General features: G+C 49.8%; 15 protein-coding genes and 1 pseudogene. 12 read left to right on the forward strand and 4 right to left on the reverse strand.

All coding sequences use genetic code 11. The features are described 5' to 3' along the window. Positions 1–61: 61 nt before the first annotated feature. The 5 genes from H9Q78_RS09955 (at position 62) to H9Q78_RS09975 (ending at position 3,370) form a co-directional block, all read left to right on the forward strand. The gene (locus tag H9Q78_RS09955) at positions 62–265 is read left to right on the forward strand and encodes a helix-turn-helix transcriptional regulator (protein ID WP_249301419.1); all 204 of its coding nucleotides are present in this window, start codon (positions 62–64) and stop codon (positions 263–265) included. Then, complete coding sequence (locus tag H9Q78_RS09960) at positions 262–690, forward strand: hypothetical protein (RefSeq protein ID WP_249301421.1); 429 nt, start codon at positions 262–264, stop codon at positions 688–690. Before H9Q78_RS09955 ends, H9Q78_RS09960 begins: the two co-directional genes overlap by 4 nt. A 20-nt stretch (positions 691–710) precedes the next feature. Beyond that, entirely contained in the window at positions 711–905 is a 195-nt protein-coding gene (locus H9Q78_RS09965; RefSeq protein WP_249301423.1) for a ubiquinone biosynthesis protein UbiE, read from the forward strand. Positions 906–1,504: 599 nt separating this feature from the next. Next, positions 1,505–2,077, forward strand: a complete 573-nt coding sequence (locus tag H9Q78_RS09970) for a TRAP transporter small permease (RefSeq protein WP_249301425.1) — start codon at positions 1,505–1,507, stop codon at positions 2,075–2,077. Between the two features lie 3 nt (positions 2,078–2,080). Beyond that, positions 2,081–3,370: a TRAP transporter large permease gene (locus H9Q78_RS09975; protein WP_249301427.1), complete on the forward strand. Its 1,290-nt coding sequence runs from the start codon at positions 2,081–2,083 to the stop codon at positions 3,368–3,370. Here H9Q78_RS09975 and H9Q78_RS09980 read toward each other — a convergent pair. Beyond that, positions 3,365–4,663 (reverse strand): sensor histidine kinase, encoded by a 1,299-nt coding sequence (locus H9Q78_RS09980; protein ID WP_249301429.1) that lies wholly within the window; start codon positions 4,661–4,663, stop codon positions 3,365–3,367. The two genes, H9Q78_RS09975 and H9Q78_RS09980, sit on opposite strands and share 6 nt — an antisense overlap. A 20-nt stretch (positions 4,664–4,683) precedes the next feature. Then, positions 4,684–5,364: a response regulator transcription factor gene (locus H9Q78_RS09985; RefSeq protein ID WP_249301431.1), complete on the reverse strand. Its 681-nt coding sequence runs from the start codon at positions 5,362–5,364 to the stop codon at positions 4,684–4,686. Between the two features lie 180 nt (positions 5,365–5,544). Here H9Q78_RS09985 and H9Q78_RS09990 point away from each other — a divergent pair, with 180 nt between their 5' ends. The 7 genes and pseudogenes from H9Q78_RS09990 to H9Q78_RS10020 all read left to right on the forward strand — a co-directional run bounded on the left by H9Q78_RS09990 (position 5,545) and on the right by H9Q78_RS10020 (position 14,112). Next, positions 5,545–6,120, forward strand: coding sequence for a hypothetical protein (locus tag H9Q78_RS09990; RefSeq protein ID WP_249301433.1), 576 nt, complete (start codon positions 5,545–5,547; stop codon positions 6,118–6,120). 31 nt (positions 6,121–6,151) lie between these two features. After that, positions 6,152–6,649, forward strand: coding sequence for a hypothetical protein (locus tag H9Q78_RS09995; protein ID WP_249301435.1), 498 nt, complete (start codon positions 6,152–6,154; stop codon positions 6,647–6,649). Next, complete coding sequence (locus tag H9Q78_RS10000; protein WP_249301437.1) at positions 6,646–7,905, forward strand: ABC transporter permease; 1,260 nt, start codon at positions 6,646–6,648, stop codon at positions 7,903–7,905. The genes H9Q78_RS09995 and H9Q78_RS10000 overlap by 4 nt, the downstream gene beginning before the upstream one ends. A gap of 32 nt (positions 7,906–7,937) precedes the next feature. Next, complete coding sequence (locus H9Q78_RS10005) at positions 7,938–9,332, forward strand: ABC transporter permease (RefSeq protein WP_249301439.1); 1,395 nt, start codon at positions 7,938–7,940, stop codon at positions 9,330–9,332. A gap of 13 nt (positions 9,333–9,345) precedes the next feature. Next, positions 9,346–9,987 carry an ABC transporter ATP-binding protein gene (locus tag H9Q78_RS10010; RefSeq protein WP_408635205.1) on the forward strand — a complete coding sequence of 214 codons (642 nt, stop codon included), beginning with the start codon at positions 9,346–9,348 and terminating at the stop codon, positions 9,985–9,987. Positions 9,988–9,996: 9 nt separating this feature from the next. Beyond that, a pseudogene (locus tag H9Q78_RS14590) lies at positions 9,997–11,334 on the forward strand (ATP-binding protein). Between the two features lie 126 nt (positions 11,335–11,460). Beyond that, positions 11,461–14,112: a heavy metal translocating P-type ATPase gene (locus tag H9Q78_RS10020; protein ID WP_249301443.1), complete on the forward strand. Its 2,652-nt coding sequence runs from the start codon at positions 11,461–11,463 to the stop codon at positions 14,110–14,112. A 55-nt stretch (positions 14,113–14,167) separates the two neighbouring features. Here H9Q78_RS10020 and H9Q78_RS10025 read toward each other — a convergent pair whose 3' ends face one another. Together H9Q78_RS10025 and H9Q78_RS10030 are read right to left on the reverse strand one after the other, a co-directional pair. Beyond that, entirely contained in the window at positions 14,168–14,794 is a 627-nt protein-coding gene (locus tag H9Q78_RS10025; RefSeq protein WP_249301445.1) for a GNAT family N-acetyltransferase, read from the reverse strand. A gap of 310 nt (positions 14,795–15,104) precedes the next feature. Continuing rightward, complete coding sequence (locus H9Q78_RS10030; protein WP_249301447.1) at positions 15,105–15,293, reverse strand: hypothetical protein; 189 nt, start codon at positions 15,291–15,293, stop codon at positions 15,105–15,107. Positions 15,294–15,448: the final 155 nt, after the last annotated feature.

Consider the following 15,448-nt stretch of genomic DNA (forward strand, 5'->3'; position numbering starts at 1 on the left):
CTGCAAATCTGGTATAATGGACATATGGAAAGTAAACTTTCCGTAAGGGAGAGAGGACACTGTGAAAAATCGTTTAGAAGAATTGAGGAAGCAAAAGGGCATTAAACAGGAAGAGCTGGCATCTGATCTTGAAGTATCCCGCCAGACAATAGGCTCCTTGGAAAATGGGAGATACAATCCTTCCATTCTGCTGGCCTTTAAGATCGCGAGATACTTTAACATGAGCATTGAAGAAATTTTTATATATGAGGAGGATACGAAATGAAGAAGCAAAGAAATTATCTTCTCGTCATAGGGGGGATTGTTTTAGCGGCCTTAGGCTTATTTCTGATAAAAACGGCTGAAGATCCCACAGGATTTATGACCGCGCTGCCATATGTCTGCGTCGGAGTCGGCTGCGGGATCTTTGGGCACGGGATGGGAAATATTGCTGCAGACAAGGCGGTTGGAAACAGCCCAGAGCTTCAAAGGCAGATGGAGATCGATAAAAAAGATGAGCGGAATCTTATGATCTCCAATTCCGCAAAAGCAAAAGCGTATGACCTGATGACATATGTATTTGGGGCTCTGCTGCTTGCGTTTGCACTCATGGGAGTGGATATGATACCTGTTCTATTGTTGGTTTCCGCTTATCTGTTTATTCAGGTGTATGGTGTCTGCTGCCGTATAAAATACGAAAAAGAAATGTAAACCTTTATGGGAGGCTTGTTATGGATGACGATTTCATAGAAGAAATGTTCAGCGGTTTCTGCAAGAACTTCAATGAGACGAGGACAGTGATCTGCGAATTTGTGAAGAGGGACGGGCAGATCCGTCTGGAGAGCGCCGGCTGTGCTTATGGGAAGTGCCCTCACAGCAAGACGTGTATTCTTATGGAGCAGGCAAGGGAAATGGAAACCCCATAGGTTTTGTGGCATCGACACAAATCTTAATGTTTTCTTTATGGCGTGGGACGAGGAGCATGAAAGATAGAAAAGGTATAATTATTTTATCTTTCATGTTAAATTGTCTTATATCGGCTGTGAATTATTTATAATATCAGAATGATTAGAGGCGGATGGAGGACAAAAGGGGCAAATTCATAGAAGTAATATACGAAAGGAGGGCTAGTGTCCATCGTGCAGATGGTTGACGGGGGCGTCGGAGATTACATATAAATTGTATATAAGAGGATAGAAACGGAAGGGGGAACCGTTTTTTTCTGATACCGATTTATTCTGACGTCAGGCGCAGGAATGTGCGGCCGGATAATTAAATTAATTTCATGAGTTATGGAACAATTACTTTGAGATCACCTGAACAATATTCTCTTTAGAATGGGTTCAGGGGGATTTTGGCAGGTGAAAATGAAAAGTAAGTGTTGCGGTAACGATGAAATTATGGTCGATACTAGCTTACTTCATGTTGTTTCAGGACACCCGCCAGGGTATATTCCATAGGAATATACGGCAAAAGGGTGTTTTTTTATTTCCTTTTTTAAAAAACAAAGGAGAGGAGAACGAGGGTGAAAACATTTAATAAAATTCTGGATGGGATTGAAAAGGCAGTCGTGACCATAGACAGTATACTCCTTGTATTTATCACTGCGGTCATTGTATTTCAGGTAATAGCCAGAAAATTAAACATTTCCATGACAGGAACGGAGGAACTGGCAAGATATGCGTATGTGATCTTCGCATTCTTGGCCTGGCCCATCGCCGCCCTGAGGGGGACGGACGTATGCGTGACCTTTTTATTCGATAAGCTTCCGGGAAAAATACGGCATGCGGTCCTGGCGGTCTTTCATATCGCCATGTCTGTATTCGCGGGGATCTGTGTCTACAGTATGATCAAGAACATTGAAAACGCGAAGGGCATCATCGCCGCGTCTAACCGCTGGCTGCATATCAGCTGGGTCTATATCATCGTGGCGGTCGGACTGGTGGCCACTGTGATCTTCAACATCATACGATGTGTATTCCTGCTGACCGGCCAGGCTGTCTATGTCTCACAGGATGAGAAGGACGCCATGGAGCTGGAGACTGCAAAAGAAGAATTTGAAAAACAACAGAAAGAACTGGAAGAAAAGGGGGAATAGCATATGGATCCGATCTGGGGATTGTTACTTTTATTGGTTCTTTTCCTGGCCGGCATGCCGGTCACCTATGCCTTGGGCTTTTCTGCCCTGTTCATCATGCGGTTCAGCACGGGTATGAAATGGATCACGATCGGCCAGCAGATGATGGCGGGTCTCAATAGCTTTACGATCCTGGCGGTGCCGCTTTTCCTGCTCGCCGGGAAACTGATGAATAAGTGCGGCGTTACCGACCGTCTGTTTAAATTTGCGAGGGCCATAGTGGGCTGGCTGCCCGGCGGTCTGGGCCATGTGAACGTACTGGCCAGCTTCATTTTCGCCGGGATGTCCGGAACGGCCATCGCGGACGCCAGCGGCCTGGGCCTCATTGAGATCAAGGCCATGAAGGATGCCGGGTACGACAAGGACTTCTCCTGTGCCGTCACAGCTGCTTCCTCGACCCTGGGCCCGATCATCCCGCCCAGTATGCCCCTCGTAGTGTACGGAACCATTTCCGGTACCTCCATAGGCGCGCTGTTCGTGGCAGGCGTAGTCCCGGGGATCATCATGGGCGTAGTCATGATGGCTCTGGTGTTTGTCTATGCTATCATTAAGAAGTATCCGAAAGACCGGCTTTACACGAAGCGTCAGCTCCTTCACGCGTGCAAGCAGGGATTCTTGCCCTGTATGACGCCTGTTATTATTCTCTTAGGTATCTACACCGGTATCTTCACGCCTACAGAGTCGGCCGCCATTGTGGTGATCTATGCGGCGATTCTGGGTATCTTTGTATACCGGGAGATCAATTTCAGAGAATTTGTGGAAGTGCTGAAGGAGACTGTAGCGGATGCTATCGGTATCTGTATCCTGATCTCAGCGGCGACTTTATTCGGAAACGTGCTGGTGAAGGCCATGATCCCTCAGACGGTCATGGAGTTTATCGTGAACAGCATCAGCAACAAATACGTGTTCCTGCTGATCCTGAACCTGGCGCTCCTGCTGGTGGGTATGTTCATGGAGACTGTGTCAGCCATCACGATCCTGACGCCCATCATCCTGCCGGTAGCCGTGGCATTTGGGATCAACCCGATCCACCTTGGCATCATCATGGTGCTGAACCTGATGATCGGTGTTCTTTCCCCGCCCTTCGGCGTGGTGCTGTTCGCCATCAACAAGGTAGGCGAGATCTCCTTCGGCCGTCTGGTAAAGGCGCTGATACCGTGGTTTGTCGTGCTCCTTGCCGCATTGGCTATCGTGACGATGGTTCCCTGGACCTGTACGTGGCTTCCTTCCACCATGGGGCTGGGAGGATTATAAAAGTTTTTGAAGCAGAAGCCGGAACGTACATCCTCCGCCGGGCGTATCGGTGAGCAGGATCTTTCCGCCGTGAAGCTGAAGGATCTCCTTGGCGATACTCAGCCCCAGTCCGAAATGGTCTTTTTGGGTGTGGGATTTGTCAGACTGATAAAATCGTTCAAAAATGAAGGGCTTGTCTTCGGGCGGGATCCCGCTTCCATGGTCGGTGACGGAAAGGAAAAGGAAGCGGCCGTCCCGGCCTGCGGCAATGGTGATCTGAGAACCATCCGGCGAATGGGTGAGCGCGTTGTCCAGCAGAATATGCAGGACTTGTATCAGCCGTTCCCGGTCGGCAGAAACCTTTTGCATCGGATAATCAGGAAGAAGGAGTTCCAGAGAACAGTTTCTGGAGCGGCAGATTCCTTCCAGCTCTTCAAAACAGTCGATCAGCAGGTCGTCAAGCCTTAAGGGCGACTTTTGCAGTGTCCAGTTCCCGCTGTCGCCGGAGGCGAGCAGGAGCATGTCGGATATCAGTTTTTTCATCCGGATACATTCTTTTTGGGAAATTAAAAGCGCGCGGACGGTTTCGGGAGGGTTCTGACTCACCTGGAGGGCGGATTCTCCCGCGGCCATAATGACAGACAGAGGGGATTTCAGCTCGTGAGACGCACTGGCAATAAATCCCCTTTGTTTTTTTATGCCTTCTTTCAGGGGCCGTACGGCTTTTCCGATCAGGAAACGGCTCAGGAAAAAAAGAAATATAATGCCGCACGTCCAGATTAACAAGTAGAACGGAAGATGCCGCCGGACAATGAAAAAAGTGGGAGAACGGAGCATCAGCAGATAAAAGGTGCTGGACTTGTCCCCCATTACGGATACAACGGCAGCCGAGGCCAGATAGCTGTCTCCATGTTCCCCGCCAATCACCGCCGGCGTGGTTTCGATTGCGGATGGATGTCCGGCGCCGGCGCTGCTGTCCGCGTCTTGTATGGTAACGCGCTGTTTAATGGATTTAAGAAGTATTTCCGGAGGGGTCTCCGGCGTCCATCCGCCGGTGGTCATGGAAGAAATGCCGTCACTGTCATAGCTGAACAGGAAGTAAAAGTCCTTCAGACCGTTGAGATACGGCTCCGTGAGGGGCTCGCCGCCTTGAACCGTAAAGATACAGAGATTCAGTCTGGAACGAAAAATGGCGTCTTCATATTCCCGGTACTGGCTTACCGTGTGATACATGGAGAATAACAGCACACAGGTAAACAAGAGTGCGGTACAGCCAGTGAAGAGTGCGGTCAGTTTTTGTTCTAATGGCTTCATGATAGCTTCCTCCAATGGAATCATTTATCTGTCAGCAAGAAACCGGAACCATATATAGTCTTTATGGAAACACGGCTGTTTAATTCCCGCAGGCGCCGGCGCAGAAAACTGACGTAGTTGTCGACGTTCCCCGGCTCAACATCAGCGTCTGTCCCCCAGACAGAAAAAATCAGCTGTTCTCTGCTCATGGCCTCCAGAGGGCGGGAGAGAAAAGCACAGAGAAGCGAGGATTCTCTTCCGGATAAGGTCAGGGAGGCGGAACCGCAGGACAACTCCCGCGTTCCTGGAAAAAAATTTAAATCTGAAAATGAAATGAGGCTGGAGCCCGCGGCAGCGCCTTGTCTTCGGAGCAGGGCGCGGACTCTCGCCAGAAGCTCTTTTACGGCAAAAGGCTTTGTGAGATAATCGTCGGCCCCGCAGTCCAGTCCGTCCACCCGATCGTCGATTTCTGACATGGCGGTCACCATAAGAACGGGAGAAGAGATATTGCGCTCCCGTATCTGCCGGCAGACGGAAAGCCCGTCCAGCCCGGGCAGCATGCGGTCAAGGATGAACAGATCGTAAGCGTAGTCGGGATTTAAAGCATAGTGCAGCGCGCTTCTTCCGTCGCTGCAGATATCGATACGGTATCCTTCTTTTTCCAGCCGGCCGGCGACGATGCCGGCCAGCTCTGTGTCGTCTTCTATTAATAAGATCCTCATGAATGTTCTCCTTGAAATATAGTCCGAATAAATCTGTTCTTATTATACCATTGAAGTTCTCTAAAAGTCTTCTAAAAATCCGGCCGGTATTCAGAAAAGGTTCATTGTTTCTCCAGGACTTTTGGAGAACTTTTTTTATATAATGCGGAAAAGAAAACGAGAAGATGGGAGGCTGGATTCATGAGATATTCAGTAAAGGAAAGAAGACGAAAAGGCAGGAAGGCGGTCCTGTATCTGACAGCGGCCATGTTTCTCTGTATTTTTGTTCTGGCGGGATGTCAGAAAACGGACGGCAGAAAAGGTACAGAAAAAGAAGAGGGAACCGGCAGCCGGAATGGAACAGGCACGGCGGGTACGCCGGCCGGTCAAGAAAACGGCTCAGGCGGGGAAAGTGCAGAAAAGAGTACAGAGGTACAGGATATACTGGAAACCTGTGATATACAGGGGAGCGTAACGGAGCTTTTGGAATCGGGATACCGCATCAGCAAAGTATATTCGGGGGAGGCGGATGACGGAGGTGCTATTGCGTGGGAGCACGTGGAGGGCCAAGAACAGAAAGAGGATATGGTCACGGTGTCCATAACCGGAAAAACGGCCTGCCAGCTGCTGACGATAGACCGGAATACGTATGACAGCACCCTCACAGACTGTGGAACGGAACAGATAAAGAAGGGCACCCAGATAGCGGTATTCGGAGATATGAGCGATGATGTCCAGATTAAGGCGGAGCGGATCGTGATCGTCCGTTTTCAGTGAAGATACCGGACAAAGAAAGGAAGAGGCCTAAATGGGAATAAAGAGGATGGCGGCGGCGTTTCTGATTTTACTGTTCATGTGCGCCGGGTGCGGAGAGGGAAATGGAAAGGAGAATTCTTTAACACAGAAGGAAAAAGAATCTGGGGGATTTACGCTGCCGGAGGCTCTGACCGATACGCTGTCAGCAAAAGAGTATGGAAAAAAATATGGGGATAAAGAAAATGACTGGAACCGTATCCGGTTTGACGACGCAGACGTCCAGGGGACTGTGGAAAGAGCGGATGGGGATTCTGTTATCCTTGAGGATACGGAAGACAGGCCTGTATGCCTCATATGGAATACAGAAACCGTGTTCCGGGTGTGCGTGATCCATCCTTCGACCGGCAAAGAGAAAAGCGCGGAGACAGACGAACAGGAATTCATGGAAGGGGATACGGTTTTTGCCTGGGGAACGGAACAAGGAGGAAATCTGGAAGCGGAAACCGTCGTAATTGTAAGATGGACGGACAGTGAGGAGGATGAACAGTGAATGTTGTAAGGCGGGCGTGGTATTATACGAGCAGGAAAAGGGGGAAATCTCTGATCATATTTTTCTGCCTGACTGTTTCCGGCACAATGCTGCTTAGCATGCTGGGTGTCCAGGGCGCGTCTTTTGAACTGAAAAAGCAGATCCAGAAGAGGACAGAAACCAGCTTGGAAGTGAGCCGGATGGACAAAGGAGAGCCGGTGACGGAAAAGGATGTGGATCTGATACAAAAAAGACAGGAGATCATAAGAATCAACAGGAACAGCAGCCTGACGGCGAAACCCGTGGATTTTTCTCCGGTTTTGGATAACACCGGAAAAGGGGACACAGAGAGCGGCATCACCCTGCATTTTTGCGACAGCAGTGATTCTTGTGAGGATTTTGTTAATCTCAAATACAGGATGATAATGGGAGATCCCATATCCGGGGCAGCGGAATCGGGGCGGGCTGTGATATCCAAATGGCTTGCAAAACAGAATAGCCTGACCGTTGGGGATAAATTGACAGTCCGGTTTTTGGAGGGCACAGAAGACGGGGATGATGACAGAGCGGAGGCGGAATCAGAACGAACGGTGACAGTATCCGGTATCTTTGAAAGCCCAGGGCTTTCTGTTGAACAGCAGGGAGCGGTCCCTCCAGCGCTTCGGATGGAAAATCAGATATTTGCTGATTTTAGCGTCTCAAAGGGAACGACGGCGGCGCACGAATTTGAACGGGTGTCCTTCTATTTGGAAGATCCGGAGGCACTGGATGCATTTGCGGAAGAGCTTTATGAAAGCCTTGGCGGGAGGTATGAGATATCGGATCGTTCCGGAATGTATGACCGGATGAAGGGGTCCCTGGAACAAGCAGGACGGCTGACGGAATTTTTGATCGCTGTCACGATTCTGGCTTCTGGACTTACGCTGTTCTTGATCTTGTCCATGTGGATACGGGACAGGAAAAAGGAGCTGGCCATATATCTTTCCATGGGATATGGAAAGGCGAATATCTGTATGCAGGTAATGGCGGAGGGCTCCGGCATTCTTCTGGCGGCGTTTCTTCCATCGGTTTTAGCGGGCGGCAAGGCGGCCGGGATACTTGCGGGAGGCATCATACCAGATATGACGGATTTTGCCGCGGTACAGGTGAGCATTACGGGAGCGGAGGCTGCCGCTGCCCTTTTTCTGGGTATGCTGGTGGTCTGGACGGCCGCCGCCGCGGCGCTTTTGCCGGTGCTGAGAATGAATCCGAGGGCAATCCTTGCAAAAAATGAATGAACCATAACAGGAAAGAGATGAGAAACAAAAATATGAGAATATGGAAAAGAAGCATGTTTTCGGTCGTCAGGAAACCTTTAAAGACGCTGCTGCTGTTTTCTGTGGTATTCGTTATCAGCAGCCTTCTGCTGGCCGGGATGGCCGGGAAGAACTCCAGTATACAAGTCCAGGATAAGGCGAAAGCGTCGGCCGGGAGCAGCGTGAGGCTGGAGATCAATCTGGAGGATTACCGGAAGCGTTCCGGAGAGGTGCCGGGGATTCCTCTTCCCGGAAATCTCTGGATGTCCACGGCTCCCAACAATTCGTTTTCTTCCGTATTAACGGAGGATATCAAGGCCTTGGCCGGAATAGAGGGTATCTCAGGATACAATGTGACTACTTACAACACCGTCGCGGTTCCTGTTGATTTTACCAGAATCGAATATAAAGATGTGGACCAGAGTCAGGATTTTCTGGGGGTGAATTTGTATGGGGATCTGGATACGTCGCGGAATCCAAATGTTCTGAACGGAAACATCGTGCTTAAAGAAGGGCGGTGGGTAAAGGAAGACGACCGGGACGCGGCGGTCATTTCGGAGGAATTGGCCCAGCTTAACAATTTGGAGACGGGAGACACCATTACCCTTGGAGGTTACCACGACAAGCAGGGGGAAAATGACCGGAAGATATCGGTCGTCGGAATCTTTCAGATAAAAAATAAGATTTCCCATACCATGACGGGAGATACGTTTACTTCGGAAAACACTATTTTTACAAACCTGCGTTTTCCGGAGATCATACAGGGGAGTGAAGGTGATCCGGGGTATCAGCAGGCGCTTTTCCTGGTGGAGGATATGGATAAGTATGAACACGTCAAGGCGGAGATGGAAAAAGCGGTCGTCACGAAAGAGCGGTATGATCTGATAGACAATCAGGGGATCAGCAGCCGGATGGCGGATAATTTTCATGATCTCTCCAAGGCCAGCGATATCATGCTGGCGATCGTGGTGATATCCAGCGTTTTTCTACTGTTTCTGATTTTCCTTTACTGGATAAAAAGCCGGAATCATGAAATCGGAATTTATCTTGCGATGGGGGACAGCAAGAAGAAAATCTGGGCCCAGTTTTTAACAGAGGGCCTGGTAATAGGGATCTTCGCTTTTGCCCTGTCCATTGCCGCCGCGCCGGCTATCGCGGGGACAGCGGCGGAGTATATGGCTGGGAGTCAGGCCAAAGAAGCAGAACGAAAAAAGGAAGCCGATGCCGGCATGGTCAGCGGAGGAGGCGGAGAAACGGAAACGTTCGCAGGCGTCCGTATAGATATCACGCGGGATATGAGGGCGCTGACTGGAATATCGGTCGTTATATTGATCGCAGGGACGGTTTCCCTGGCCGGCGCTGTCATGATGCGGAAGAGTCCGGTTCATATTTTAAGTGAGATGAGTTAAGGAGGATATGGTATTGATACTGGAAGCAAGAGACGTCAGTTATTATTACCCTGCCCAAAAGGACAGGAAGGTGTTGGATCAGGTCACCATGGGATTTGAAAAAGGATATATGTACGCATTGACCGGGGCCAGCGGTTCAGGAAAGACCACATTCCTCTCTCTGTTGGCCGGCCTGGACTGTCCGAGCAGCGGAAAGATCTTGTATGAGGGGACGGATATAAGAGATACCGGCCTCAATAAACACAGGAGGGATCACAGCTCTCTGGTGTTTCAGAATTATAACCTGGTGGATTATCTGACGGCCTGCGAAAATGTCATGCTGTCCGGCTGTGGGAAGGAGGAGGCTTTTCGGCAGCTGGAGGAGGTCGGGATACCGAAAGAGCTGTTCCAAAGAAATATCCTTAGAATGTCCGGCGGGCAGCAGCAGAGAGTGGCGATCGCCAGGGCGCTGGCTAGAAATACAGATGTTCTTTTGGCCGATGAACCGACGGGAAACCTGGATGAGCCGACGGCGGAGGAGATCATCGGGATTCTGAAGCAGAATGCCCATGAAAAGCAAAAATGTGTGATCGTGGTCACCCACAGCAGAGAATTAGCGGATGAAGCCGATATTGTGGCGCAGATAAAAGAAGGAGTCCTTACCCGGCCGTTTTGAGATTATTTTATTGGTGACCGATTTATTTTACATGATCTATTGAAATGGAAAAATTCCAAATACCGTAAACCATTGATTTTAAAGGGTGTACGGCAGGTGGGGAAAACATGGATACTGAAAGAATTCGGTAAACTCTATTACGATAATACAGCTTATTTTAACTTTGATGAGAATGAAGAATATAAAGATTTTTTTGAGACTACCAAAGAGGTTGAACGTATTTTGCAGAATCTTGTTTTGGCCAGCGGTCAGAAAATCGTTCCGGAAAAAACATTGATTATTTTCGATGAGATACAGGATTGTCCTAAAGTGGTCAATTTTATGAAATATTTTTGTGAAAACGCCCCGCAATATCATATTGCCTGTGCGGGATCTTTACTGGGGATTGCACTTGCCACCCCATCTTCTTTCCCCGTGGGGAAAGTGGATTTTATGCAGATTAATCCTATGAATTTCACAGAATTTTTAATGGCAAATGGAGACGAAAATTTAGTGCATTATCTGCAAAACGTAGATACGCTGAATCCGATTCCTGAAGCATTTTTCAATCCTCTGTATGAAAAACTGAAAATGTACTATGTCACCGGCGGCATGCCGGAATCTGTACTGATGTGGACGAAGGAACGAGATGTGGAGGCAATGCAGACGGCCTTATTTAATATTATCGGAGCATACGAACGGGATTTCGCTAAACATCCAGATGTGAAGGAGTTTCCCAAAATATCCATGATCTGGAAATCCATTCCTTCTCAGCTTGCGCGCTAAAACAAAAAATTTATTTATAAAGTAGTTAAGGAAGGTGCGCGGGCCAGAGAATATGAAGATGCACTTCAGTGGCTTGTTGATGCGAATTTGGTCAGCAAAATTTACCGCAGCACTGCGCCGGGACTGCCTGTCTCCGCGTATGACGATTTATCGGCTTTTAAGATCTACTTGGTGGATGTAGGCCTGCTTCGCAGACTTGATCAGCTGGCTCCGACTGCTTTCGGAGAGGGAAACCGCCTGTTTGTGGAGTTCAAGGGCGCGCTTTCCGAAAACTATGTGCTGGAGACGCTGAGAAATCAATTTGAGGTTACCCCTCGATATTGGTCACAGAATAACCCGCCATATGAAGTGGATTTCATCATCCAGCGGGAGAATGATATCATTCCCATAGAGGTTAAAGCCGAAACCAATACTGAGGCAAAGAGCCTAAAAAAGTATAAAGAAAAATACGGTGACAAGGTAAAACTTCGCGTCCGTTTTTCGCTGGATAATTTGAAACTGGATGATGATCTGCTAAACATTCCCCTGTTTATGGCGGATGAATCCGACCGTCTTATGGGAATGGCGTTAAAAATGTTGTAACATGTATATTGATGCTGGATATTTTGGATATATTTTGCTTGACAATCCGCTGGAAAAGTGCTTATATTAATATATGAACACTTATTCATATGTTTTTGCGAGAATATAATCCAGAGGAGGATTGTTATGAGACGTCCTATTACGATATTGGAGCATCAGCCCGACGAATGCGGCTGCGGCCATCACGACCACAGCCACAATCACGAGGAGCATGAAGGAGAGTGCAGCTGCGGCCACGATCATCACAGCCACGATTACGAAGAACATGGCGAGAAATGCGGATGTGATTACGACCATCATGAACATGCCCACAGTCATATTTCTGATTTAGATGAAACGGGAAAAGGAACAAAAAAAAGTATTTTCCTTCTGGAAAACCTGGGATGCGCTCATTGTGCTTCCAAGATGGAGGAGAAGATTCAGAAGCTGCCGGGGGTGGAGTCGGCGTCGATCACATATGCGACGAAACAGCTTCGGCTGGCAGCGGGTGATCCGGAGGGCCTTCTGCCTCAGATTGAAGAAATCTGTACATCCATTGAACCGGATGTCCGGATCGTGCGGAAGGAAACGCGGAAAACGAGTGTTGGCCACGCAGTGCCCAGAACAAAAACTTATATTCTGGAGAATCTGGGATGCGCTCACTGTGCTTCCAATATGGAGCAGAAAATCGCACAGCTGCCCGGCGTGGGGGCCGTGACACTGACATATGCGACGAAACAGCTTCGGATCACGGCGCCGGATCCGGAAGAATATCTCCCTCAGATCCAGAAAATCTGCACTTCCATCGAAAAGGGAGTGAAGGTGGTGGATCGGGATACTGCCGCGGCCGCCGAAGCGGTGGAAAAACAGGAGCGGAGCGAAAAGACGGAAAGGGGCCGCGGAAAAGAAAAGAGCATTTCGGAGGAGAAGAAATCCCTGATCTGTATTATCCTCGGCGCGGTTCTGTTCATAGCAGGCGAGCTGCTGGAGAAGAACGGATTCGGTCCGGAGATTATAATTCCCATAAATGTCGTAGCCTATATTATTTTGGGGGCTAAGATTGTGTGGACAGCGTTCCGCAATCTGACAAAGGGTCATGTGTTTGACGAAAATTTTCTGATGAGTATTGCTACGCTGGGAGCCTTTGCCATCAGAGAATATCCGGAAGCAGTGGGCGTCATGCTGTTTTACAGGATAGGAGAATACTTTGAGCAGAGGGCGGTGGCAAGAAGCCGCAGCCAGATCATGGACGCCGTTGATATGAGGCCGGAGGTGGTGAACCTGGTATCCGGCGATGAGATCCGGGTGATCGGAGCGGAAGAAGCGCGGGCCGGCGACGTGCTGTTAGTAAGGCCGGGAGACAGGATTCCGCTGGACGGCGTGATATTGGAAGGAGAGAGCCGGATCGATACCTCGCCGATCACGGGAGAGCCGGTGCCGGTGCACGCCGGCGCGGGCGACGCCGTTACGTCGGGCTGCGTGAATACCTCAGGACAGCTTAAGGTCCGTGTGGAAAAGGTACTGGAGGAATCCATGGTGACAAGGATCCTGGATTCCGTGGAGAACGCGGCCGCCAGTAAGCCGAAGATCGACCGGTTCATCACAAAGTTCGCCAGAATATATACCCCATTTGTAGTGGTGCTTGCGGCAGCAACGGCGGTGATTCCGTCTTTGGCGACGGGAAACTGGGATTATTGGGTCTATACGGCTCTGTCATTTCTGGTGATGAGCTGTCCCTGCGCTCTGGTGCTCAGCGTGCCGCTTGCGTTCTTTTCCGGTATCGGGGCGGGATCGAAAAAAGGAATTTTGTTTAAAGGCGGAGTATCCATTGAAGCGATGAGCGCGGTCAGCGCCGTGGTGATGGATAAGACCGGGACCATCACGGAGGGAAACTTTGTAGTTCAGGAGGCGGTGCCTGCGGCCGCTTCTTTAAAAGATGTGAGTATAGACGGGCCGGCGGGGGTACTGACGGCGGATGACCTGCTCCGAATCTGCGCCAGCTGTGAACAAAGCTCTACCCATCCCATAGCATCCAGCATCGTGGCAGAGGCCAGGAAGCGGGGCCTTGAGCTGGAAAAACCCGACAGCCTGGAAGAAATAGCGGGGCACGGGATACGGGCGTCCTTGGACGGAGCGGAGATCCTCTGCGGAAACAAGAAGCTGATGGATAAGTTCCTGGTATCCATGGAGGGAAGCCAGGCCGGGACCTTTGGTTCTGAGGTTTACGTTTCGGTCAATCAGCGGTATGCCGGGCGTATCGTCGTTGCGGACACCATTAAAAAGGACGCAAAGCCTGCGCTTCGCCGCCTGAAGAAAATGAATGTGGCAACGGCCATGCTGACCGGAGACGGTGAAGAGAGCGCCAGAGCCGTGGCAGAAGAGATTGGGCTGGATGAGGTCAGGGCAAAGCTGCTTCCGGAGGATAAGCTGGCTGAATTGACCAGAATGAGAGAAAAGTACGGATCCGTCATGTTCGTAGGAGACGGAATCAACGATGCGCCGGTGCTGGCCGGAGCCGACGTGGGAGCGGCCATGGGAAGCGGCGCCGACGCGGCCATCGAAGCGGCGGATGTGGTATTCATGACTTCAGGGGTGGAAGCGATTCCCCAGGCACTTGAGATCGCCAGAAGCACGAAGCGGATCTCCTGGCAGAATGTTACCTTCGCCCTGATCATCAAAGCGGCAGTCATGGTACTGGGCCTTTGCGGATTCGCTTCCATGTGGGCGGCGGTATTTGCCGATACCGGAGTTGCTATGCTGTGTGTGCTGAATTCCATAAGGATTCTGTATCACAAGTAAAATGTGCCGTTACAGAAGAGTATAAAGAGTTCGGCTTGCCGGACTCTTTGCTGTGTCACAGATGACGGTCATACAGAAAAAAATCCATTTTTGCTTTCTGGCTGCCAATCTGAAAGAAGTGCTCCTTTTCACACTGGCGTTTCATGCCCTGGTGCTCATAGAAGCCGTAATTGCAGCTTGTATCTGTAAAGAGATAGAAATCCCGGATGTTTTCGCTTTTCATATAAGACAATGCCTTTTCAAACAGCATTTTTCCAATCCCGGATCCCCGGTATGCGGAACTGACTGCGAAGAAAGCGATTTCCCCCTGGTAGTTTCTGCCGCAGCCCGCCAGCAGTTCCTTGTCGATTCCATTTACGTCCCGAAAGACTTTGGCTGTTTTTCTTCCTTCTTTTGTTATAAGAAGTGAGAAGATGGAGGCAGCCTGGCGTATTCGAAACCGGAGCGGGCATTTGTGGGTTTTTATATTTTTTACCATGATGATACCCACAGGTATGCCGTCTGCTTCCGCGACTTGGGTAAAAGTTTGATTGGAAAGGCAGCTGTACAGAAATATCTTCGCCAGCTTCTCCGCGGTCCTGGGACTGCTGAATTCATCATATTTCCACGCCTCCCTGATGACAGCCGTCAGCGCCTCCGAATCCTTCTCTAGATAACTTCTCAGTATAATCTGTCTGTTCATGAATAGAACTCCTTTTCTGTTTCTTACTTCCGGTGTATAATGACTATAAAGTATCCAGCAGGTGTAAAGTCAAGAAAAAAATGCGGAGAGGAGATTTATTTGAAGGGTATACCCAAGGGCACCCCTTAATTCATACCCTTCGGGCAGGCGCACTTCGTGCGTCAAGGTATAATACAAAATACCTTTTGAAATCTTTCTTAGTAAGCTCCGATTAAGCTCCAATATAAACACCGGCAGAAGTTCCGGACCGTCACGATTTCGGTTCGCTGGCGATACAGGGGCCGCTTTATCCCCGCTTCAGAAGTAGCGCTCACATGTCGGCAGGAAATCTTAATGATTTCCCGTCTCCGGTTCGCTCAGAAACGGAATCGGTATTTTTCGTTTCTGTCTCCCTCCGCATGGGGAACACCGGCCGCTGCCCTGCGGCGCTCACCTTTAGGCCGGCCCGGAATCTTTCTGCCGGTGCTCTGCCCGCCGCACTGTACTGGACAAATTTCATTTCTCAGATTTCAGAAGTGGATTAGATATCCACACGGCCCGCGCGCCTTATGGCAGCGGGCCGCGGCAGCCGCTCCAATGACTTTCAAGGCGAATGAGCGCTTATTTCGGTGCGGGAAGAAAGGCAAAGAGGAACAATCCGATTCCATCGTAAGG

The sequence above is a fragment of the Qiania dongpingensis genome (assembly GCF_014337195.1).
Classification (GTDB): domain Bacteria; phylum Bacillota; class Clostridia; order Lachnospirales; family Lachnospiraceae; genus Lientehia; species Lientehia dongpingensis.

Excerpts from the sequence above, each read along its gene's own strand:
- H9Q78_RS09995 (WP_249301435.1), top strand. The coding sequence starts at position 6,152 with ATGGGAATAAAGAGGATGGCGGCGGCGTTTCTGATTTTACTGTTCATG.
- H9Q78_RS09990 (WP_249301433.1), top strand. The coding sequence starts at position 5,545 with ATGAGATATTCAGTAAAGGAAAGAAGACGAAAAGGCAGGAAGGCGGTC.
- H9Q78_RS10030 (WP_249301447.1), bottom strand. The coding sequence starts at position 15,293 with ATGAAATTTGTCCAGTACAGTGCGGCGGGCAGAGCACCGGCAGAAAGA.
- H9Q78_RS09985 (WP_249301431.1), bottom strand. The coding sequence starts at position 5,364 with ATGAGGATCTTATTAATAGAAGACGACACAGAGCTGGCCGGCATCGTC.
- H9Q78_RS10025 (WP_249301445.1), bottom strand. The coding sequence starts at position 14,794 with ATGAACAGACAGATTATACTGAGAAGTTATCTAGAGAAGGATTCGGAG.
- H9Q78_RS10005 (WP_249301439.1), top strand. The coding sequence starts at position 7,938 with ATGAGAATATGGAAAAGAAGCATGTTTTCGGTCGTCAGGAAACCTTTA.
- H9Q78_RS09965 (WP_249301423.1), top strand. The coding sequence starts at position 711 with ATGGATGACGATTTCATAGAAGAAATGTTCAGCGGTTTCTGCAAGAAC.
- H9Q78_RS10020 (WP_249301443.1), top strand. The coding sequence starts at position 11,461 with ATGAGACGTCCTATTACGATATTGGAGCATCAGCCCGACGAATGCGGC.
- H9Q78_RS09980 (WP_249301429.1), bottom strand. The coding sequence starts at position 4,663 with ATGAAGCCATTAGAACAAAAACTGACCGCACTCTTCACTGGCTGTACC.
- H9Q78_RS09960 (WP_249301421.1), top strand. The coding sequence starts at position 262 with ATGAAGAAGCAAAGAAATTATCTTCTCGTCATAGGGGGGATTGTTTTA.
- H9Q78_RS09975 (WP_249301427.1), top strand. The coding sequence starts at position 2,081 with ATGGATCCGATCTGGGGATTGTTACTTTTATTGGTTCTTTTCCTGGCC.